This is a genomic window from Pseudomonas cavernae (assembly GCF_003595175.1).
GTDB classification, from domain to species: Bacteria; Pseudomonadota; Gammaproteobacteria; order Pseudomonadales; family Pseudomonadaceae; genus Aquipseudomonas; species Aquipseudomonas cavernae.
In genome coordinates this window covers 1,497,715-1,517,711 of the sequence record NZ_CP032419.1, presented here as the reverse complement: position 1 = coordinate 1,517,711, position 19,997 = coordinate 1,497,715, and the positions used below count along the sequence as shown (strand labels likewise).

21 protein-coding genes, 2 tRNA genes and 1 pseudogene are annotated in these 19,997 nt (G+C 61.0%); 21 read left to right on the top strand and 3 right to left on the bottom strand.

Translation table 11 applies throughout. The features are described 5' to 3' along the window. The first annotated feature begins 9 nt into the window (after positions 1–9). The 3 genes from D3880_RS07020 (at position 10) to D3880_RS07010 (ending at position 1,914) form a co-directional block, all read left to right on the top strand. On the top strand, positions 10–999 hold the full coding sequence (locus D3880_RS07020) for a 2-hydroxyacid dehydrogenase (RefSeq protein ID WP_119892768.1): 990 nt from the start codon (positions 10–12) through the stop codon (positions 997–999). Between the two features lie 76 nt (positions 1,000–1,075). Further along, positions 1,076–1,513: a hypothetical protein gene (locus tag D3880_RS07015; protein ID WP_119895685.1), complete on the top strand. Its 438-nt coding sequence runs from the start codon at positions 1,076–1,078 to the stop codon at positions 1,511–1,513. Further along, positions 1,510–1,914 carry an META domain-containing protein gene (locus tag D3880_RS07010; protein ID WP_119892767.1) on the top strand — a complete coding sequence of 135 codons (405 nt, stop codon included), beginning with the start codon at positions 1,510–1,512 and terminating at the stop codon, positions 1,912–1,914. Before D3880_RS07015 ends, D3880_RS07010 begins: the two co-directional genes overlap by 4 nt. 147 nt (positions 1,915–2,061) lie before the next feature. Here the strand turns inward: D3880_RS07010 and dinB are convergent, their stop codons facing one another. After that, entirely contained in the window at positions 2,062–3,117 is a 1,056-nt protein-coding gene (gene dinB / locus D3880_RS07005; RefSeq protein WP_119892766.1) for a DNA polymerase IV, read from the bottom strand. A gap of 330 nt (positions 3,118–3,447) precedes the next feature. Here dinB and D3880_RS07000 point away from each other — a divergent pair. From D3880_RS07000 to D3880_RS06980, 5 genes are all read left to right on the top strand, one after another. Then, positions 3,448–3,524: transfer RNA gene (locus tag D3880_RS07000), tRNA-Met, on the top strand. A 130-nt stretch (positions 3,525–3,654) separates the two neighbouring features. After that, positions 3,655–3,731, top strand: a tRNA-Met gene (locus tag D3880_RS06995). Between the two features lie 299 nt (positions 3,732–4,030). Then, on the top strand, positions 4,031–6,673 hold the full coding sequence (gene mprF, locus D3880_RS06990; RefSeq protein ID WP_119892765.1) for a bifunctional lysylphosphatidylglycerol flippase/synthetase MprF: 2,643 nt from the start codon (positions 4,031–4,033) through the stop codon (positions 6,671–6,673). Positions 6,674–6,680: 7 nt separating this feature from the next. Next, positions 6,681–7,946, top strand: coding sequence for a virulence factor family protein (locus tag D3880_RS06985; RefSeq protein WP_119892764.1), 1,266 nt, complete (start codon positions 6,681–6,683; stop codon positions 7,944–7,946). Between the two features lie 87 nt (positions 7,947–8,033). Beyond that, on the top strand, positions 8,034–8,582 hold the full coding sequence (locus D3880_RS06980) for a cytochrome b (protein WP_119892763.1): 549 nt from the start codon (positions 8,034–8,036) through the stop codon (positions 8,580–8,582). Positions 8,583–8,736: 154 nt separating this feature from the next. Here the strand turns inward: D3880_RS06980 and D3880_RS06975 are convergent, their stop codons facing one another. Further along, complete coding sequence (locus D3880_RS06975; RefSeq protein WP_119892762.1) at positions 8,737–10,641, bottom strand: potassium transporter Kup; 1,905 nt, start codon at positions 10,639–10,641, stop codon at positions 8,737–8,739. Positions 10,642–10,887: 246 nt separating this feature from the next. On the opposite strand from D3880_RS06975, the pseudogene rimO reads away from it, so the two are divergent. Beyond that, positions 10,888–12,216: pseudogene (rimO, locus tag D3880_RS06970) on the top strand (30S ribosomal protein S12 methylthiotransferase RimO). A gap of 100 nt (positions 12,217–12,316) precedes the next feature. Next, on the top strand, positions 12,317–12,676 hold the full coding sequence (locus tag D3880_RS06965; protein WP_119892761.1) for a DCC1-like thiol-disulfide oxidoreductase family protein: 360 nt from the start codon (positions 12,317–12,319) through the stop codon (positions 12,674–12,676). A 3-nt stretch (positions 12,677–12,679) separates the two neighbouring features. On the opposite strand, the gene D3880_RS06960 is transcribed toward D3880_RS06965, so the two are convergent. Then, positions 12,680–13,645 (bottom strand): integron integrase, encoded by a 966-nt coding sequence (locus D3880_RS06960; protein ID WP_119892760.1) that lies wholly within the window; start codon positions 13,643–13,645, stop codon positions 12,680–12,682. A gap of 508 nt (positions 13,646–14,153) precedes the next feature. Between D3880_RS06960 and D3880_RS22680 the strand changes: the two genes are divergently transcribed. The 11 genes from D3880_RS22680 to D3880_RS06920 all read left to right on the top strand — a co-directional run bounded on the left by D3880_RS22680 (position 14,154) and on the right by D3880_RS06920 (position 19,725). Continuing rightward, positions 14,154–14,429, top strand: a complete 276-nt coding sequence (locus tag D3880_RS22680; RefSeq protein ID WP_162934952.1) for a hypothetical protein — start codon at positions 14,154–14,156, stop codon at positions 14,427–14,429. 100 nt (positions 14,430–14,529) lie between these two features. Then, positions 14,530–14,832: a hypothetical protein gene (locus tag D3880_RS06950; protein WP_119892759.1), complete on the top strand. Its 303-nt coding sequence runs from the start codon at positions 14,530–14,532 to the stop codon at positions 14,830–14,832. Between the two features lie 108 nt (positions 14,833–14,940). After that, entirely contained in the window at positions 14,941–15,327 is a 387-nt protein-coding gene (locus D3880_RS06945; protein ID WP_119892758.1) for a hypothetical protein, read from the top strand. Positions 15,328–15,756: 429 nt separating this feature from the next. Further along, positions 15,757–16,230: a hypothetical protein gene (locus D3880_RS22675; RefSeq protein ID WP_162934951.1), complete on the top strand. Its 474-nt coding sequence runs from the start codon at positions 15,757–15,759 to the stop codon at positions 16,228–16,230. 92 nt (positions 16,231–16,322) lie between these two features. Next, positions 16,323–16,733, top strand: coding sequence for a hypothetical protein (locus D3880_RS22670; RefSeq protein WP_162934950.1), 411 nt, complete (start codon positions 16,323–16,325; stop codon positions 16,731–16,733). A gap of 94 nt (positions 16,734–16,827) precedes the next feature. Beyond that, positions 16,828–17,286 (top strand): hypothetical protein, encoded by a 459-nt coding sequence (locus D3880_RS06940; RefSeq protein WP_119892757.1) that lies wholly within the window; start codon positions 16,828–16,830, stop codon positions 17,284–17,286. An 87-nt stretch (positions 17,287–17,373) separates the two neighbouring features. Beyond that, positions 17,374–17,886: a hypothetical protein gene (locus D3880_RS22665; RefSeq protein ID WP_162934949.1), complete on the top strand. Its 513-nt coding sequence runs from the start codon at positions 17,374–17,376 to the stop codon at positions 17,884–17,886. Between the two features lie 117 nt (positions 17,887–18,003). Continuing rightward, the gene (locus D3880_RS06935; RefSeq protein ID WP_119892756.1) at positions 18,004–18,420 is read left to right on the top strand and encodes a DUF1801 domain-containing protein; all 417 of its coding nucleotides are present in this window, start codon (positions 18,004–18,006) and stop codon (positions 18,418–18,420) included. A 130-nt stretch (positions 18,421–18,550) separates the two neighbouring features. Next, the gene (locus tag D3880_RS06930; RefSeq protein ID WP_119892755.1) at positions 18,551–18,958 is read left to right on the top strand and encodes a VOC family protein; all 408 of its coding nucleotides are present in this window, start codon (positions 18,551–18,553) and stop codon (positions 18,956–18,958) included. 55 nt (positions 18,959–19,013) lie between these two features. Further along, entirely contained in the window at positions 19,014–19,343 is a 330-nt protein-coding gene (locus D3880_RS06925) for a DHCW motif cupin fold protein (RefSeq protein WP_119892754.1), read from the top strand. A gap of 88 nt (positions 19,344–19,431) precedes the next feature. After that, positions 19,432–19,725, top strand: coding sequence for a hypothetical protein (locus tag D3880_RS06920; protein ID WP_119892753.1), 294 nt, complete (start codon positions 19,432–19,434; stop codon positions 19,723–19,725). The last annotated feature ends 272 nt before the right edge of the window (positions 19,726–19,997 follow it).

Below are 19,997 nucleotides of genomic sequence, written 5' to 3'. Positions count from 1 at the left end.
GGAGCCGCCATGCGCATCATCCTGTTCAGCAGCCAGACCTACGAACGCGACAGCTTCCTCGCCGCACCGCGGCCGGCAGGCACCGCGTTGCTGTTCCAGCCGGTGCGCCTGGAGCTCGAGACCGCCGCCCTGGCCCAGGGTTGCGCGGTGGTCTGCGCCTTTATCAACGATGACCTCTCCGCACCGGTGCTGGAGCGTCTGGCTGCCGGCGGCACGCGCCTGATCGCTTTGCGCTCGGCCGGCTACAACCATGTCGACCTGCCCGCCGCGCAGCAACTCGGCCTGACCGTGGTCCGCGTGCCGGCCTACTCGCCGCACGCCGTGGCCGAGCACGCGGTGGCACTGATCCTGACCCTCAACCGCTGCCTGCACCGCGCCTACAACCGCACTCGCGATGGCGACTTCAGCCTGCACGGGCTGACTGGCTTCGATCTGGTCGGCAAGTGCGTCGGCGTGGTCGGCACCGGCCAGATCGGCGCCGCCTTCGCGCGCATCATGAGCGGTTTCGGTTGTCAGCTGCTGGCCTACGACCCCTACCCCAACCCCGAAGTGGTCGCCCTCGACGCCCGCTACCTGGCCCTCGACGAACTGCTGGAGCAGGCGCAGATCGTCAGCCTGCACTGCCCACTGACGCCGGCGACCCGCCACCTGATCAACCCCACCACGCTGCAGCGCATGCAGCCCGGCGCCATGCTGATCAACACCGGGCGCGGCGCCCTGGTCGACACGCCCGCGCTGATCGACGCGCTGAAAAGCGGCCGGCTCGGCTACCTCGGCCTCGACGTCTATGAAGAAGAAGCCACGTTGTTCTTCGAGGACCGTTCCGACCTGCCCCTGCAGGACGATGTGCTCGCGCGCCTACTGACCTTCCCCAATGTGATCGTCACCGCCCACCAGGCCTTTCTCACCTGCGAGGCGCTGGCCGCCATTGCCACCACCACCCTCGACAACATCGCCGCCTGGGCCGCCGGCCGGCTACAGAACCAGATCGAGCCTTAACCGCCGCGCCAGGACTCTAAAGGCGGGCCGGCGTAGTAAGATGCCCAGCTTATTGATTGCCGCCGAGCCCGCCGTCATGGCCGAACATGATTTCCGCTACAACCTGCTCAACCCCGAGCACACCCTGATCGAATGCCGCGCCCTGGCGCCGGGCCGCTACCAGGTCACCGGCAACGGCGGCTCGATCCACAGCGGCGACAGCCTGCTGGTCACCCTCAAGGGCAGCCGCGACCTGTGCATGCGCCTGAGCGTGGAGAAGGTTCGTCACCTGATCAACCCGCCCGGGCAATGGGTCGCCGTGGCGCAGGGTCCGGCCTTCCGCGAACTGGCTATCCTCAACTGGCACGTGCAGTGCGACGGTTGCGCCACGCAGCTGGATTTCGAGTTCGCCGTAGACTCCAGCCTCGGCAAATCCGCCCAGGCCCCAGCCGCCGAGGCGCGCATTCGCGAGCTGCACTGGCAGAACCTCGACGGTCGTCACCTATGCCCACGCTGCCAGAAGGAGGCTCCATGAAGCGCGCCCTAGCCCTCGGTCTGATCGGCGCCAGCCTGCTCGGCTGCGCCGCGGACCCGACCGCTCTGGAACAGGAAACCACCTACCAGGTGGAATGGTTGGGCGAACGGCCGTTGATCGACCGCAGCCATCTGACCATCACCCTCGACAAGGACGGCCGCGCCTATGGCAGCGCCGGTTGCAATCACTGGTTCGCGTCCTACCAGCTGGAAGGCGAGCGCCTCAGTTTCGGCAGCGCCGGCAGCACCCGCAAGATGTGCGCCCCCGCCCTGATGGAACAGGAACAGCGCTTCCTCGACATGCTCGGCACCATCCAGCGTTGGGATGTCTCGGCCATCGAACAGTTGCGCCTGTGGCCGACGCAGGGCAAGCCCATGCGCCTGTGGCCGGAAAAGGACTGAAGCTCTAAGAACCTGTTTCGGATCTCGCGAGCTAGAGCGAGACAAGGCAAAAACAGCCGAAGAAGCGCAGTTTACGAGTTGTAAATGAGCATTCTGAGGCTGTTTTTAACGCCGTATCGCCGACGCGCAGCAGATCCGAGACAGGTTCTAACGCGCGAACAGCTCCAACTGTTCACTCACCCCGCGCAGATCGACCAACCGCACCCCCACGCCGAGCAGACGCACCGGCTTGGCGCCACGGGCATAGGCGCTGCTCAGCAGCTGGCGGTAGCTGTCCAGATCGCGGGCCGCGCCGGCCTGTTCCAGGGTGGTCTGGGTGAAGTCATGGAACTTCACCTTGACGAAGGGTTTGTCCGGTCGGTAGCTGCTGTCCAGCCGCGCCAGACGCCCGGCCAACTGCTCCAGCAACCCCGGCAGGCGCTCCAGACAAGCCGCAAGATCGGGCAGATCCTGGTCGTAGGTGGTTTCCACACTCACCGTCTGCCGCCGGTTATCGACCTGCACCTGGCGCTCATCGATGCCACGCGCCAGATTCCACAAGCGCTCGCCAAAAGCACCGAATTCGCGCGTCAGGGCCAGCTTGCTCCATTCCCGCAGATCCAGGCAGGAAGAAATGCCCAGGCGCGTCAGCTTGTCGGCGGTGACCTTGCCAACCCCATGCAGCTTGCTGACCGGCAGCGCGGAAACAAAGTCCTCGACCTGCTCAGGAGTGATGACGAACAGCCCGTTGGGTTTTTTCCAGTCGCTGGCGATCTTGGCCAGAAACTTGTTCGGCGCCACCCCGGCAGACACCGTGATATGCAACTGCAGGGAAACCCGCCGGCGAATGTCCTGAGCGATGCGCGTGGCACTGCCGGCAAAGTGCGGACTGTCGGAGACGTCGAGATAAGCCTCATCCAGCGACAGCGGCTCGATCAGCTCGGTATATTCGCGGAAGATGCCGTGGATCTCGCGCGAGACTTCTTTATAGACCTCCATCCGCGGGCGGACGATCAGCAGGTCCGGGCACAGCTTGAGCGCCTGCCGGGACGACATCGCCGAGCGCACGCCGTAGGCGCGCGCCTCATAGTTGCAGGTGGCGATAACGCCGCGATGATCCGCCGCGCCGCCGACCGCCATCGGCCGATTGGCCAATCGCGGGTCGTCGCGCATCTCGATGGCGGCGTAGAAGCAGTCCGCGTCGATGTGGATGATCTTGCGCACAGAAAGTCCGGTAACAGGCTATTGAGAAAGGTAGCGAGCGAAGGCCAGGCAAAATCAGCCGAAGAAGCGCAGTTTACGAGTTGTAAATGAGCATGACTCGCTCCGCTCGCCCTTCGGGCCGCGCTAAAGCGCGTTAGCCGCAAGCGGCTCCTGAGGCTGATTTCAACGCCGAATGGCCGAGCGCAGTAGTTTCTCAATAGCCTGCTAAGCCCCGCCTGGCATGGCCTGGAGCCAAAAGTGTAACACCCGTTTGACGCTAAGCATCTGAACGAAAAACAGTTTTTCCCAAACTTAAGTTGACAGCCCGATGTTCGGCTGTAGAATGGCCGGCGCGGGATGGAGCAGTCTGGTAGCTCGTCGGGCTCATAACCCGAAGGTCGTTGGTTCAAATCCAGCTCCCGCAACCAATTCAACAAGAAGGCCACTCAAGCGAGTGGCCTTTTTGTTTTTCGCGTTCCCCAAAGAAATCAACTAAGCCTTTGATCCAAAAAGCAAATCAGTGGTTGACAGGCAAGCGTTCAACTGTAGAATGGTCGGTGCGGGATGGAGCAGTCTGGTAGCTCGTCGGGCTCATAACCCGAAGGTCGTTGGTTCAAATCCAGCTCCCGCAACCAGATACAGAGAAGGCCCCGATTGCCACTGGCAATCGGGGCCTTCTGCTATCCGCCCTCCGGTAAACTGCCCGCTGCGGCTTCTTCCCCGAAGCCTATCCCGCTAGTCAGTAGAGAGTGCGCCCTGCACACCACTGACCTTCAACCAGCATCGACTTCTACACTGACAACCACTGCGAACAGGCTGCGGGCGACACGCGGCATGACTGGGCGCACCCCGGCGGCAGGATTTTTTTCTCGCCCGGCCATTGGTAACTGAATGTTTCACCCCAATCTGTGGCGTACCACCACCGAGGTTACCTATGCGCGCCCCGTCGTCCACGCCTCATTCCGCCCCGGCCTCCCCCGCTCATCCCACCCGCCTGCGCTGGTTCGAGCGCATCAGCACCTATAAACAGCCGCTCAGCCTGGCCGTCAGCCTGCTGTTGTTCGTGCTGGCGCTGATCGCTTGCCGACACTTGCTCGACGAACTGGACCCCGATGCCCTGCGTGAGTCGCTGCTGAGCGTCCCCAGCGCCTCCCTGCTGGGTGCGCTGGCGGCGACGGTGTTGGGTTTCCTGGTGCTGCTGGGCTATGAATGGTCGGCCAGCCGCTATGCCGACGTGCGCCTACCGGCGCGCACCCTGGCGCTCGGCGGCTTCAGCGCCTTCGCCATCGGCAACGCGGTGGGCCTGTCGCTGCTGTCTGGCGGCTCGGTGCGCTATCGCCTGTATGCCCGCTGCAGCCTGGGTGCCGGCGAAGTGGCGCGGATGACACTGTTCGCCAGTCTGTCACTGGGCTGCGCCCTGCCGCTGCTAGCGGCGCTGGCCACCCTCAGCGACCTGCCCGATGCGTCCGCAGCGCTGCACCTATCGGCCCCGCTGCTGGCCGGCATCGCCGCGGTGGTGATCCTCGCCTATGCCGCGCTGGCCCTGGTCATCTGGCGCCAGCGCCTGGCCGAGCAACCGCTGGCGCACAACCTGCTGGTGCAGTTCGGCCGCCGCACCCTGCGTCTGCCCGGCTGGCGCCTGGCGGCCCTGCAACTGCTGATCACCGCCCTCGACGTCGGCTTAGCCACCACCGTGCTCTATCTGGTGCTGCCGGAAGCCCCGCCGTTCGGCGCCTTCCTGCTGGTCTACCTGCTGGCCCTGGCCGCCGGCGTGCTCAGCCATGTGCCGGGCGGTGTCGGAGTGTTCGAGGCGATCATGCTGGCGGCCTTTGCCGGCCAGATCGGCGCGGCCCCGCTGGCCGCGGCGCTGCTGCTCTATCGGCTGATTTACGTGGTGCTACCGCTGCTGGTGGCCTGCCTGCTGTTGCTGCTGGTCGAGGCACGCCGCTTCCTCGGCGCTCCGGCGATTCGCGTGGCCTCCGGTCTCGCGGCGCCGATTCTGGCCTTGCTGGTGTTCATTTCCGGCGTGGTGTTGCTGTTCTCCGGCGCTACCCCGGCGATCGACACGCGCCTGGAGTACATCGGCTTCCTGATCCCGCACCGCCTGATCGACGCCTCGCACCTCAGCGCCAGCCTGATCGGCGTGCTCTGCCTGTTGCTCGCCCAAGGCTTGCGCCGGCGCCTGTCGGCGGCCTGGGCACTGACCCTGGTACTGCTGCTGGTCGGCGCCCTGCTGTCGCTGTTGAAAGGCTTCGACTGGGAGGAAGCCAGCCTGCTGACCCTCACCGCCTGCCTGCTGGCGCTGTTCCGCGGCTCCTTCTACCGCCCCAGCCGACTGCTGGAGTTGCCCTTCTCCCAGGTCTACCTGGCGGCCAGTCTCTGCGTGCTGGCCGCCTCGCTGTGGTTGCTGCTGTTCGTCTATCAGGACGTGCCCTACAGCCATGAACTCTGGTGGCAGTTCGCCCTCGACGCCAACGCCCCGCGGGCGCTGCGCGCGGCCCTGGGCAGCGCCGTGCTGCTGGCGGTGCTGGCGCTGACCTGGCTGCTGCGCACCGCACCGCCGGTCATCCTGCCGCCGGATGGCCAGCAGCTGGCCCGCGCCGCCGCCATCCTCAAGGCCTCCGACCAACCGGACGGCGGCCTGGCGCTGACCGGCGACAAGGCCCTGCTGTTCCATCGCGGCGAGCAAGGTGAGGATGCCTTCCTCATGTACGCCCGCCGCGGCCGCAGCATGGTGGCGCTGTACGACCCGATCGGCCCGGCCCTGCAGCGCGCCGAGCTGATCTGGCAGTTCCGCGATCTCTGCGACCTGCATCACGCCCGCCCGGTGTTCTATCAGGTCCGCGCGGAGAATCTGCCGTTCTACATGGACATCGGCCTCAGCGCGGTGAAGCTCGGCGAGGAAGCCCGCGTCGAGCTCAAGCACTTCGACCTGGACGCCAAGGGCAAGGAGATGAAGGACCTGCGCTACACCTGGAATCGCGGCCAGCGCGATGGCCTGGCGCTGGAAATCCACGCAGCCGGGCAGGCGCCACTGGACGAACTGCAACCGATCTCCGACGCCTGGCTGAGCGGCAAGAATGTGCGCGAGAAGGGTTTCTCCCTCGGCCGCTTCAGCGCCGACTACCTGCAGCATTTCCGCATCGCCGTGGTGCGTTTCCAGGGCCGCGCGGTGGCCTTCGCCAATCTGCTGGAAACCGGCAGCCATGAGCTGGCCAGCCTCGATCTGATGCGCGCCCATCCGGAGGCGCCGAAGCTGACCATGGAGTTCCTCATGCTCGGCCTGATCCTGCACTTCAAGGCCCAGGGCTATGCCCGCTTCAGCCTCGGCATGGTGCCGCTCTCCGGACTGCAACCACGGCGTGGCGCGCCGCTGACCCAACGGCTAGGCTCGCTGGTATTCCGTCGCGGCGAACAGCTCTACAATTTCCAGGGCCTGCGCCGCTTCAAGGACAAATTCCAGCCGACCTGGGAGCCACGCTACATGGCCGCTCCCGCCGGGCTCGACCCGCTGGTGGCACTGGCCGACACCGCCGCGCTGATCGCCGGTGGACTGACCGGCCTGGTGAAACGCTGAGGTCCCCATGCTCAAACACAATTGGCGACACATTCTGCTCATCCTCATTCTGGTGCTGCTCGCCGCCGCCCTGCTGCTGTGGAGTCGCCCGGCCTCGCAGGCCCAGGTTGCATCGCAGCCGCTGCCCGATGGCAGCCCGGCGACCCTCGCCAGCCCGGCCGGCACGCCCAAGGCCCGGGTGCTGCTGGCAGTGAGCGGCGAGCAGCGGCTGAGCAACGCCGAGCTGCTCGCCCTGGCCGAAAGCGGCGGCGCGCGCCTGCTCCAGGTCGAATTGCCGGCTGGCGACTGCGCCGCCCAGCAGCAACGCCTGCAGGCTGCCGGCGCCGCGCTCGACGGCGAGCCGACTCTGGTAGCCGGGATTGGCCCCGGCGCCGCCTTCGCCTGGCGCTGGTTGGCCACCCAGACCCGCGACGAGGCCCGCGCCCTGTCCATCGACTTCAACCTGCACACCCCGGACTGCGCCACGCCACTGCCGACCAAAGCCGCGCATGGCCACTGGAGCATCGCCTGGAACGACAACCCCGACGATGCCAGCGCCGCCTTTGCCCGCAGCCAGAGCAACGCCAGCACCCGCATCAGCGACTACGACACCAGCCTGCCGCAACTGCTCAACCAGCAGTTGCACGCCCTGCTGCAAGGCGCCGGCGAGGCGCTGCCGCTGGTCGAAGTACCGGCCAGCCAGGCGGTCGATACCGTCACCCTGTTCTATTCCGGCGACGGCGGCTGGCGCGATCTCGATCGCGACGTCGCCGCGCAGATGGCCGAGCGCGGCTACCCGGTGGTCGGCATCGATGTCCTGCGCTACTTCTGGCAGCACAAGAGCGCGGCCCAGGGCGCGGCCGATCTCAGCCGGCTGATGCAGACCTATCGGGAAAAGTGGGGGGCCAGGCGCTTCGTCCTCGCCGGCTATTCCTTCGGCGCCGACGTGCTGCCGGCCTTCTACAACCAGCTGCCGAAAGCCGACCAACAGCAGGTCGACGCGCTGTTGCTGATCGCCCTGGCGCGCAGCGGCAGCTTCGAGATCGAAGTGCAGGGCTGGCTCGGCAAAGCCGGCCAGGAAGCCGCCACCGCCCCGCAACTGAGCCGGCTGCCGGCGGCCAAGGTGCTCTGCGTGTATGGCCGGGACGAAGCCGGCGAGAGCGGCTGCACCCAGCCCGGCGCCGTGGGCGAACGCCTGGAGCTGCCGGGCGGCCACCACTTCGACGAAAACTATCCGGCCCTGGCCGAGCGGTTGTTGCAGGCCATCCGCCAACGCCAGGGCAACGCCGGCTGAGCGTGAGCCGCTTCAGGCAGGATTAAGCTTGAAAGGTTAAGCTCCCGCCCCAAACCCGCCATCCAAGGGCGGGATCGAGGAGTCGTGATGAGCCGGATAAACACCCCTTCCCGATACGGGAACCTTTCCATCGCCCTGCATTGGCTGATGCTGGTGCTGATCGCCGGCGTGTACGCCTGCATCGAACTCAAGGGCAACTTCCCCAAGGGCAGCGAGACCCGCGAACTGCTCAAGCAGTGGCATTTCATGCTCGGTCTGGCAGTCTTCGCGCTGGTCTGGCTGCGCCTGCTGACGCGCCTGGTCAGCCCCACCCCGCCGATTTCTCCGGCCCCGGCGGGCTGGCAGAACGGCCTGGCGCAACTGATGCATCTGGCCCTCTACGCCCTGATGATCGGCGCGCCGCTGGCCGGCTGGCTGATCCTGAGCGCGGCCGGCAAGCCGATCCCGTTCTTCGGCCTGCAATTGCCGGCGCTGATCGGCAAGAACCCCGAACTGGCCGGGCAGATCAAGGAACTGCACGAGCTGGCCGGCACCCTCGGCTACTGGCTGATCGGCCTGCACGCCGCGGCGGCGCTGTTCCACCACTTCATCAGCCGTGACAACACCTTCACCCGCATGTTGCCCGGACGCGGCTAGGCGGAACTCGTACGCTCACTGGCGACCAGTACCAAAGCTCGCCCAGCGTAGGGTGGAAAACCGCGAAGCGTTGTCCACCGATTGAAGTGGTAGTCCCCAAAAATGCAAACGGCGCGACCCATCCAGGGTCGCGCCGTTTGTTTTCCAGCCCTGATCAGATCTCGACCTGGGTGCCCAGTTCAATCACCCGGTTCAGCGGCAGGTTGAAATAGCGCAGGTTGCCGTTGGCATTCTTCAGCAGGAAGGCGAACAGGCTCTCGCGCCAGCGCGCCATGCCGACCACCTTCGACGGGATCACGGTTTCCCGGCTGAGGAAGTAGGTGGTGCGCATCGGGCTGAAGTCCAGCTCACTGAGATGACAGAGCTTGAGGGCCCCGGGCACGTCCGGTTCCTCCATGAAGCCAAAATGCAGCACCACCCGGAAGAAGCCATCGCCATAGGCCTCCACCTCGAAACGCCGGTCCGCCGCCACTCGCGGCGTGTCCTCGCTGATCACCGTGAGCAGTACCACCTGCTCATGCAACACCTGGTTGTGCAACATGTTGTGCAGCAAGGCATGCGGCACCGCATCCGAGCGGGCAGAGAGGAACACCGCCGTGCCTTTGACCCGGTGCGGCGGATCGCTGCGCAGGCTGCCGATGAAGATCGGCAACGACAGCGCCACCTCGTCGAGATGTTCCACCAGCAGTTGCCGGCCGCGCTTCCAGGTGGTCATCAGAATGAACAGCGCGGCGCCGGCCAGCACCGGGAAGGCGCCGCCCTGGACCACCTTGGGCAGGTTGGCGGCGAAGAACAGGCCGTCCACCACCAGAAAGCCGACTATCAGCGGCACCGCCAGCAGCGGCGGCCATTTCCACAGCAGCAGCATCACCACGCCCATCAGCACCGTGGTGCACAGCATGGTGCCGGTCACCGCCACACCGTAGGCCGCAGCCAGTGCGCCGGACGACTCGAAACCGATCACCAGCAGGACTACCGCGATCATCAGCGCCCAGTTCACCGCGGCGATATAGATCTGTCCCTGCTCGTGCCGCGAGGTGTGCTGGATGAACATGCGCGGCACATAGCCGAGCTGGATGGCCTGCTGGGTCAGCGAGAAGGCCCCCGAGATCACCGCCTGGGAGGCGATCACCGTGGCCATGGTCGCCAGCCCCACCAACGGCAGCAGCGCCCAGTCCGGCGCCAGCAGGTAGAACGGATTGCGCGCGGCCTCAGGGTTGACCAGGATCATCGCGCCCTGGCCGAAGTAGTTCAGCAGCAGCGCCGGCAGCACCAGGATGAACCAGGCGCGGGCGATCGGCTTGCGGCCGAAGTGGCCCATGTCGGCATACAGAGCTTCGGCCCCGGTCAGCGCCAACACCACGGCACCGAGAATCGCCACGCCAATGCCCGGATGAGCGATGAAAAAGTTCACCGCCCACGCCGGGTTCACCGCCTTCAGCACTTCCGGTTGTTGCCAGATGCCATACAGCCCCAACGCCCCCAGGGCCAGGAACCACAGCACCATCACCGGACCGAACAGGGTACCGATCCGCTCGGTGCCGTGCTTCTGGATCAGGAACAGGCCGACCAACACGATCAGCGACAGCGGCACCACCCAGTGTTCGATGCCGTCGAAGGCGATCTCCAGGCCCTCGACAGCCGACAGTACGGAAATCGCCGGGGTGATCATGCTGTCGCCGTAAAACAGCGCGGCGCCGATCAAGCCGAAGATCACCAGCACCGTGCGCAGCCGTGGGTACGCCTGGGCGGCGCGCAAAGCCAGAGTGGTCAGCGCCATCACCCCGCCCTCGCCCTGGTTGTCGGCGCGCATCACGAATAGCACGTACTTGATCGACACCACCCAGATCAGCGACCAGAAGATCAGCGAGAGCACGCCGAGGATGCCGTCATGGCTCACCGGCACGCCATAACCGCCGATGAACACTTCCTTCATGGTGTACAGCGGGCTGGTGCCGATATCGCCGTACACCACCCCCACTGCCGCCACCAACATGCCAACGCCGGAGCGGGAATGGCCCTCGTGGTGTTCTGCGGTCCCTGCGGCAACATCGGACATGTCCTGGCGTTCCTCTGTGAAAAATTCGGCGCATCCTGCTCCGTTAATGCGGGCGACACAAGAGTGGCGCAGGGTTGGCCCGAATCAATATAGAAGGACTTACCTACAATTACCCTTCGGCTCGAAACCCGCCGCGCCCCCGTGGCGGCGCACGCTCGGCCAGGCTGGTCAAGCTCGTGACCTGTCGCTAAAAATGCGCGCTTTTTGACCAAGGCGCCTCGTGAGCGCCCATCGAGGTTAGCCGCCATGTCCACCCCCGCCACGCCGAAAGTCGGTTTCGTCAGCCTCGGATGCCCAAAGGCCCTGGTCGATTCCGAACATATCCTCACCCAACTGCGCATGGAGGGTTACGAAGTCGTCGGCACCTACCAGGACGCCGACGTCGTGGTGGTCAACACCTGCGGCTTCATCGACAGCGCCAAAGCCGAATCGATGGAAGTGATAGGTGAAGCGATCGCCGAGAACGGTAAGGTCATCGTCACCGGCTGCATGGGCGTGGAAGAAGGCAACATCCGTGACGTACACCCGAGTGTGCTGGCCGTCACCGGCCCGCAGCAGTAAGAGCAAGTGGTCAGCGCCGTGCACGAAGTGGTGCCGCCTGCTACCTCCCACAACCCGCTGATCGACCTGGTGCCGCCACAGGGCGTCAAGCTCACCCCGCGCCACTACGCCTACCTGAATATTTCCGAAGGCTGCAACCACAGCTGCAGCTTCTGCATCATCCCCTCGATGCGCGGCAAGCTGGTCAGCCGCCCGGTCGGCGACGTGCTCGGCGAGGCCGAGCGCCTGGTCAAGGCCGGCGTGAAAGAGCTGCTGGTGATCTCCCAGGACACCAGCGCCTACGGCGTCGACCTCACGTACAAGACCGACTTCTGGAACGGCCAGCCGGTCAAGACGCGCATGAAGGAACTGTGCGAAGCGCTCACCAGCATGGGCGTGTGGGTGCGCCTGCATTACGTCTACCCCTACCCCTACCCCAACGTCGACGACGTCATCCCGCTGATGGCCGAGGGCAAACTGCTGCCCTACCTCGACATCCCCTTCCAGCACGCCAGCCCGAAAGTGCTCAAGGCCATGAAACGCCCGGCCTTCGAGGACAAGACCCTGGCCCGTATCAAGCAATGGCGCGAGATCTGCCCGGAGCTGACCATCCGCTCCACCTTCATCGTCGGCTTCCCCGGCGAGACCAAGGAATACTTCCTCTACCTGCTCGACTGGCTGACCGAAGCCCAGCTCGACCGCGTCGGCTGCTTCCAGTACTCGCCGGTGGACGGCGCGCCGGCCAACGAACTGGAAGGCCTAGTGCCGAATGACGTCAAGCAGGAACGCTGGGAACGCTTCATGGCCCACCAGCAAGCGATCAGCGCCGCGCGCCTGCAGCGCAAGATCGGCCAGGAGATCGAAGTGCTGATCGACGAAGCGGACGAACAAGGCGCGGTCGGCCGCTCCTGGGCCGACGCCCCGGAAATCGACGGCAGCGTGTTCATCGACAGCCTGGACGTGAAACCCGGCGACAAGATCCGCGTATGCATCACCGACGCCGACGAATACGACCTCTGGGCCGAACCGGTCTGACCGGCGGCGCCCTCTCCCCGGCCTGCGTTCCCCGGGGAGAGGGTTGGAGAGTTCTCCTCTTCTAAACTCTTTATTACCCCCACCAGCCCAGCTACCCCGAATGGCCAAGCTCAAGGTCTACTACGACGGCGCCTGCCCACGCTGCATCGCCGATCGGCGGCGCTATGAGCGGCTGAGCGGCGAACACAGCAAGACAGTGGAATGGCTGGATATCAGCGGGCGCGACGAAGAGCTGCGGCGAATCGGCATCGACCCCTACCAGGCCCTGACCGAACTGCACGTGCAGGACGAGCAGGGCCACATCCACCGCGAACTGGACGCCTATATCCTGCTGATGGGCCGCACCCGCAGCCTGAAGCCGCTGGCCTGGCTGCTCGGCCTGCCCGGCCTCAGGCCGCTGCTTTCCTGGGGCTACCGACACTGGGTGCTGCGCCGGCTCAGGCGCAGCGGCCGGCTCTGAGGCTCAACGATCCAGCGGGCTCAGCACCCCCAAACCGCCGCGGTTGAGCACGTGGGTGTAGATCATGGTGGTCTTCACATCGGCATGACCCAACAGCTCTTGCACCGTGCGGATGTCCTGGCCGCTTTCCAACAGATGGGTGGCGAAGCAATGGCGCAAGGTGTGCGGTGTCGCCGGCTTGATCAACCCCGCCCGCCCGACCGCCTCACGCACCGCCCGCTGAATGGTCTTCTCATGCAAATGATGGCGAAAAATGCCGGCAGAGCGCGGGTCCTGCGAACGATTGGCGGAAGGAAAAACGAACTGCCAGCCCCATTCCGCCGCCGCATTCGGATACTTGCGCGCCAAGGCAAACGGCAGGTTGGCCCGCCCAAAGCCCTCGGCCAGATCTTGCTTATGCAAAGCCATGACCTCCGCCAGGTGTTGCCGCAGTGGCGCCACCACCAGCCGCGGCAACATGGTCACGCGGTCCTTCTGGCCCTTACCGTCCCGCACCAGAATCTCGCCACGGGCAAACTCCACATCCTTGACTCGCAAGCGCAACGCCTCCAACAAGCGCAGACCCGAGCCATATAACAGATTGGCCACCATCCAATGCACACCCGACAACTCGGCCAACACCCTGGCCACCTCCTCACGCGTCAACACCACAGGTAAATGCTTAGGCTTCTTGGCCCGAACAATCCCCTCCAGCCAAGGCAACTCGATCTTCAGTACCTCTTTATAAAGAAACAGCAGCGCCGCCAAGGCCTGGTTCTGCGTCGAACCCGCCACGTTCCGCCGAACTGCCAAATGCGTAAGAAAAGCCTCAATCTCCGCCGCCCCCATCTCCGCCGGGTGACGGTACTTGTGAAAACGGATATAGCGCTTCACCCACTCGGCATAGACAGTCTCGGTCCGAATGGAATAGTTTCTGAGTCGAATCTGCTGGCGCACTTGATCCAGCAATCTGGGCTTGCCGTCATCCATGTCGCGTTTCTCCCTGAGTGATGTCGCGTTTACCGCGACCACCTCTAAGCTAGACAAGGACTTACAGGACGACAAGGAACGTTATACGACATGCCGTCGCGACAGAGAACGCGACATGGCATGTCGCCTAATAGTAGTTAGCCACCGTTACTTTTTGGTTGGTTTTTTGTATGCACGGAAGCATTAATTCAACATCACTTTTAATGTTCGGCGTTGCGGGCAATTTTGATCCGTGGCGGCGCTTGCTTCCGCTTGCTTACCGGCGTTTTATTGGCTGGCTTTCACGGCCAAGTGTTGGCGCAATCAGCCTATTTCAAACGAAATTTCTGCGCGGGCAAACGGCCGCACGTATGTTGTTCGGTAATTTTGTTCGGCTCGCGGTACAGTCAGCGTCGCCTGTTAATTCAATGTCCGGCTTGGCCACTGCGTCTAACTACAGGTTCAAGTCGTTCGCTTCGCTCACTGGGACCGCGTACCGCGGCCCCTTAACCTAACGTTAGGTTCCACAATGGCATGGATGACCAAATACACTCTTGCAGTAATTCCCCCAGCTCTCTTCTTTGCCCTCTGGAAGCTGGGCGTTTTCTCCTATCACCACTTCAACTGCCAGGGAAATATTAAAAATCTGGCTCCCTGCTCAGTTGGCGGCTTTGATCTGCTGCCATGGTTAGGCTTCGGTATGTTCTGGAGCCCTATTCTATTTTGGCTATCGCTACCTATCTCTGCGTTTTTCTTAATAGATATCGGGGCGAAACACATTGGTTCAAAGCGGGGCGTGCAATGAAACCTAACAATGCGCTCAAATCGCTCACTTCGTTCGCTGGGACGGCGTTCCGCCGCCCCTTAGCTTAATCGTTAGGTACTCAAGGTAGGCCTCAAGGACCATGGAAGAATTAATAGCCATCGGTGCAGCATTAATTGCCGGTCTCGCTGCACTTTATGCACGCTGGTCAGCGCACGAAGCCAAGAAAGCAAATGACATTGGTCGCTTAAATGCCTTGCTAGCGTTACGCCAACACTACCTCGAACTAATGAACCACCAAGTTAAGCTTGCTGAATTTCTCAAAAGCTCTCCAAGCGGTACTCAGGCGGCCAGAGAAACATACGCTGAACTAGACACGAAGCTTCGCGATGTTAGCCGTGAAATAGAGAAGTACCATGGTAATTTAGTGAGCGAGCGTACCTAACAATGCGCTCAAAGCGCTCACTTCGTTCGCTGGGACGGCGTTCCGCCGCCCCTTAGCTTAATCGTTAGCGGCAACAACCCGAACAGTACGAATATTGGAGATCCAAAAATGGGCGAATGGTCTGATTACTTCGAAGACTTCCCAGAGGAAAATCCTGCCAATTATGCCGATGGCAGGTTTGATCCTGAGCTAGTAAAAACAATACATCAGGAAGAACAAAAGATCTCAGATGCCCGCGCTGAAATAAATAGACTTCTATTAAGCGCCTGGCTCAATGAAAAAGAAAAGCACTACCTGGCCACCGAAGAATGTCCGCAGTGCGGCCTTAAAGAGCTAAAAACATACAACATTAAAAATAGTTACTACCTTTGCGAGTGCCAAGATTGCGGCACATATGGAAAAGGTAAAACTCATGAAGATGCAATAAAAGCTGTCGTTGATGCCTTTGGTGATGGGTTGAATTGGCGAGAAATCACAGGGCCGTGGAGCCGCTAACAAGTCGCTCAAATCGCTCACTTCGTTCGCTGGGACGGGCTAAAGCCCGCCCCTTAGCTTAATCGTTAGGCGTCAGTAACTTTTGGACTCGGTGCAAAACATGGAAGTTGGGTTAGCCACCGCACTCTCAGCATTTATTCCGCCACCACTGCGCGGCCGGCAACCTTGCCGTGGCGCTCGTACTGGCTCTCGCCCGGTTGCCGCCCAGGCTGGCGCACAGGCGCCGTGCACAAGTGTTTTTCCTGTCGCGTAGTACGCGCTTGAATGTTCGCGGCGGCTCAGCCATCGTGCCGCAATCAACAACGCGTCGGCCCGAGCATCTTCGCCTAACAAGCGGTTCAAGGCCGCTCGCTTCGCTCACTCGGGACCGCGTTCCGCGGCCCCTTAACCTGAACGTTAGGCAGCACGACACACCACTTGGGAATCATCATGCTTAAGAGCAAAGCTGCACTTCTTCTCGCAATTTTAGTTGGCCTTACTGCGTGCTCCACCAGCGGCACCTCAATCTTGGTTGGTGAAGGTGGTGCCCATCCGTCCACAGACCAGAATTCAATCTCGCTGCTCATTGAACCACCGCAGAAAAAGCACACAGTCATTGCTCTAGTTGAGGGTGTCGCTGCAACAGACGATTACTTCACAAAAGCAAAGACTGAGGCCGCAGCAATAGCGGCCATGAAAGAAGAAGCCGCCAGAATCGGTGCCAATGCAATTGTTCTTACCGGTAAAGGCACCAAGCCTTATGGCCAACTAACAGTTGGTAACACCGCCGGCTCGGCGTACGGCTCCGCAACGGCTACTGGCTTCAACGCCAGCGTTTATGCCACAACTGTCAGCTCTTCTATGGGCTGGGAAAAGGTTACTTTTAGCGGCACAGCAATCCGATACACGGATGAGAGTGAGTAGGCTGCTGCCTAACTAGCGGTTCAAGGCCGTTCGCTTCGCTCACTCGGGACTGCGTTCCGCAGCCCCTTAACCTGAACGTTAGATACCCAATCATGAATAAACGGGAACGCCTAAAAGTCGAGTCAGAAGCACGAGCAGCCATAAACTTAATATTCGGCGGCATTAATGCAACCAATTCAAAACTAAGTTTTGGCACCGCTCATGCTATGCATGAATTTGATATTTACTCACCAGAACACGTAATCGGGGGTGTAACCACAAGCCCCCTTAAAACCGGTGGTAATAACCGTAACACTGGCGGCTGTGATCGAGCATGCTCGGAAATACTCTGGCTAACCCTGTGGCAAGGAAATGAAACCCGCATTCATGTTTTAACAGACCTTCTGCTTGCTGAGTGGCTGGTCTCCCGATATAAAGGCATAGAATTCCCACATAAAATCCAGATATATCACTTCACTCGCAGCAACCAAACTGCAACAGAAATTGGAGTGTTGGGTACCTAACAATGCGCTCAAATCGCTCACTTCGTTCGCTGGGACGGGCTAAAGCCCGCCCCTTAGCTTAATCGTTAGACGTCAAATCAAGATCGAGGCGACCTTGGAAGCTTGCAAATACATTACGCCAGATTGGATTTCCGCCCTAGCATCAGTTATTGCTGCATGCGGTGTGTTTTTAGCTTTCTGGCAACTACGCATATCAAAAAACATTGCCCAACTTGAATTCGAAGACGGCCTAGCAAAAGAGTACAGAGAGCTAGCGGCAAAAATCCCGACAAAAGCATTGCTCGGTATAGATATCTCTGAAGAAGAATTTCAAAAAACTTTCGATGAACTTTATAGGTATATTGACTTAACCAACGAGCAAATATCTTTAAGGCAGCGCGGCCGCATTAACAAGGAGGCATGGGAAAATTGGCTATCTGGAATAGAATCAAACCTTGCCCTCCCTTCTTTCAAGCGTGCCTGGGGCGAGATCAAAGAAAGCTCTAAGAGCTTTCAGGAGCTTCGTCGTCTGGAAAATGAAAATTTTAAGATTGATCCGAAGTCTTGGAGTTAACGTCTAACTAGCGGTTCAAGGCCGTTCGCTTCGCTCACTAGGGACGGGCTAAAGCCCGCCCCTTAACCTGAACGTTAGGCAAAGTTAATGGAAAAAGATATTTACACGCTGATCGATACTGCACTAAAGATAGGCTTAGGGGCCTTAATTAGTGGATCAGCTACGTATTTTGTGGCTCGGCATAACTCTTCACATGAGAAAGCCAAGGAAGAACGAGCTTTCAGAAGGCAAATCCTTCAGCAGGCCGCATTGAAGCTGGAGCTGGCACACTTCAAGCTAGATGAAGCCACGCACCCGTTCTGGGCTCATGTGGCAAACAAAGACGCCACTCCATTGACATCAGTGCATGAAGACTCTCTAAAGCACAACCTAGATGCAAGAAATATTATTTCTGAAGCTCGCGCCTTGATCACGCTCCTCGGAATTCTGCCTTTGCGGAAATCTCTCTTAGAAATTGAGAAAGATGCATCAAAAATTTATGAGGCCGTGGCAAAAAACGAGGTATTCAAACAAGGCACTAAAATTAATGACATCCACAATGATGTCAGGAGAAGGCTCGGCGAGTGTATTGAGACTCTGGGAAACCATGAGCTAGCTTAACAATGCGCTCAACTTTCGCTCACTTCGTTCGCTGGACAGCCAAAAGCTGCGCTTTTGTCTGCCCGTTAGCTTAATCGTTAGGCTAACTACCGGATCCCGTTCGCGGGGGAGGAAAACATGAAAAATTCGGGTTCGACCGAGGGCCAGTCGGCATCTGAGCTGATTGACAAAAGAATCACCGAACTCGGGGACTGGCGCGGGCAGACCTTGAGCAGAATGCGCAAACTCATCAAAGAGGCAGTTCCGGACGTCGTCGAAGAGTGGAAGTGGATGGGCACTCCCGTATGGTCGCACGACGGGATCATCTGCACCGGCGAGTCGTACAAGTCGATAGTGAAGTTGACCTTCTCCAGGGGGGCTTCGTTGAAGGATCCGGCCAAGCTCTTCAACTCGAGCCTCGACGGGAACGTAAGGCGCGCGATTGACATCCATGAGGGGGAGGAGGTCGACGCGAGCGAGTTCAAGGCGCTTATCTGTGCCGCGGCCGCCCTCAATACATCCGTCGGAAAGGCAAGGCCAAGGCGAGCGAAGTAGGCTCCATGTGCGGCGCCGCGGGGCGTAGCTCGTGGTGAACCGGCTACGCTGGCTGTGCTCCGTTGATGTCACACATCGACGCCCATTTACCGATACTGCGTGCAGCGCGTACCCATCAACAGGTGAACCCATGGCCACTAATATCTTCGTCAATCTGCCGGTCAAAAACCTCGACAAATCGGTCGAGTTCTTCACCCAACTCGGCTTCAGCTTTAATCCGCAATTCACCGACAAGACCGCCACCTGCATGATCGTCAGCGACGACATCTTCGTGATGTTATTAACCGAGGAGAAGTTCAAGACCTTCACCCCGAAAGCCCTTTGCGATGCCACGAAGAGCACCGAAGTGCTGGTTTGCCTGTCGACAGACAGCCGGGAACAGGTCGATGAATTGGTGCGCAAGGCGGTCACAGCCGGCGGGGCAACCTACAACCAGCCACAAGATCACGGCTTCATGTACGGCCACGGCTTTGAGGATCTGGATGGCCACATCTGGGAACTCATGTACATGGAGCCCAGCGCCATCAATCAGGGTTAACCCGGCGGCAACGCCATAGCCCTCAATCGCTACACTCGCCAGCGAGTCACTCAGCATGCAGATAACCGGCATTCCTTTCGGCACCACCGACTGGACGAAAATCGAGAAAACCGAGCACAAAGGTGAAACCGGCTCGGCGTTTTGGCGCACCCAACACTTCGGCGACATCCGTGTGCGCCTGGTCGAATACAGCGCGGGCTATCTGGCCGATCACTGGTGCGTGAAGGGGCATATCCTGTTTTGCCTGGAAGGTGAGCTGCATACCGAACTGGAGGACGGCCGCCAGTTCGTGCTGCAGCCTGGCATGAGCTACCAGGTGGCGGATAATGCCGAGCCGCACCGCTCATATACGCACCTTGGCGCCAAGCTGTTTGTGGTCGACTGAGTGCGCGTCGCCGCGAAGGAACCTTTAGGGGTTTCTTCACACTAAAAAGCCGAGTTCCATTTCCCGTCATCCTGCACCTGGAAGCCCCATGAACAAGATTGCCCGCGTGATCCTACTGAGTGCCGCTGCACTGTCCCTGTCCGCCTGTTTCAAGGACGACGCTGGTATCGACCAGTCTGGCCTGTGCACCTATAACACCGACGCGCAGGCGGAGCGCTGCAAGCCGGGCCAACTGGCCTGGTTCCGGCCGGAGCAGCAGAGCAACGAGCAGGTACAGCTGAGCGTGGCGGCGGCCTATTGCGACTTCAATTACCAGGTGATGTACAACCGCTCCGGAGTGGTCTGCGTGTTCACCGACAAGCGCTTGAACGTGGTCAAATAACCCGCTCACCACGCCTTTGGCTCCGCCGGCCTGGCCGGCCAAAGGCTCGAACGCTTCAATTAGGCTATGTCCCTGTTATGTGTTGCAGGGGGCAGTGCCTTTTGCAGGAGCGGATTTATCCGCGAATCGGGGATGAAGGCGCTGCCAAGCCTTTCGCGAATGAATTCGCGCCTACAGGTTCAGAATGTGCTGATAGCCCACAGGGCTTGGGATGCTGCACTTCTGATTGCATCCAGGCTACGCCATCGCCAACACGTCACTGGGACAGCGCC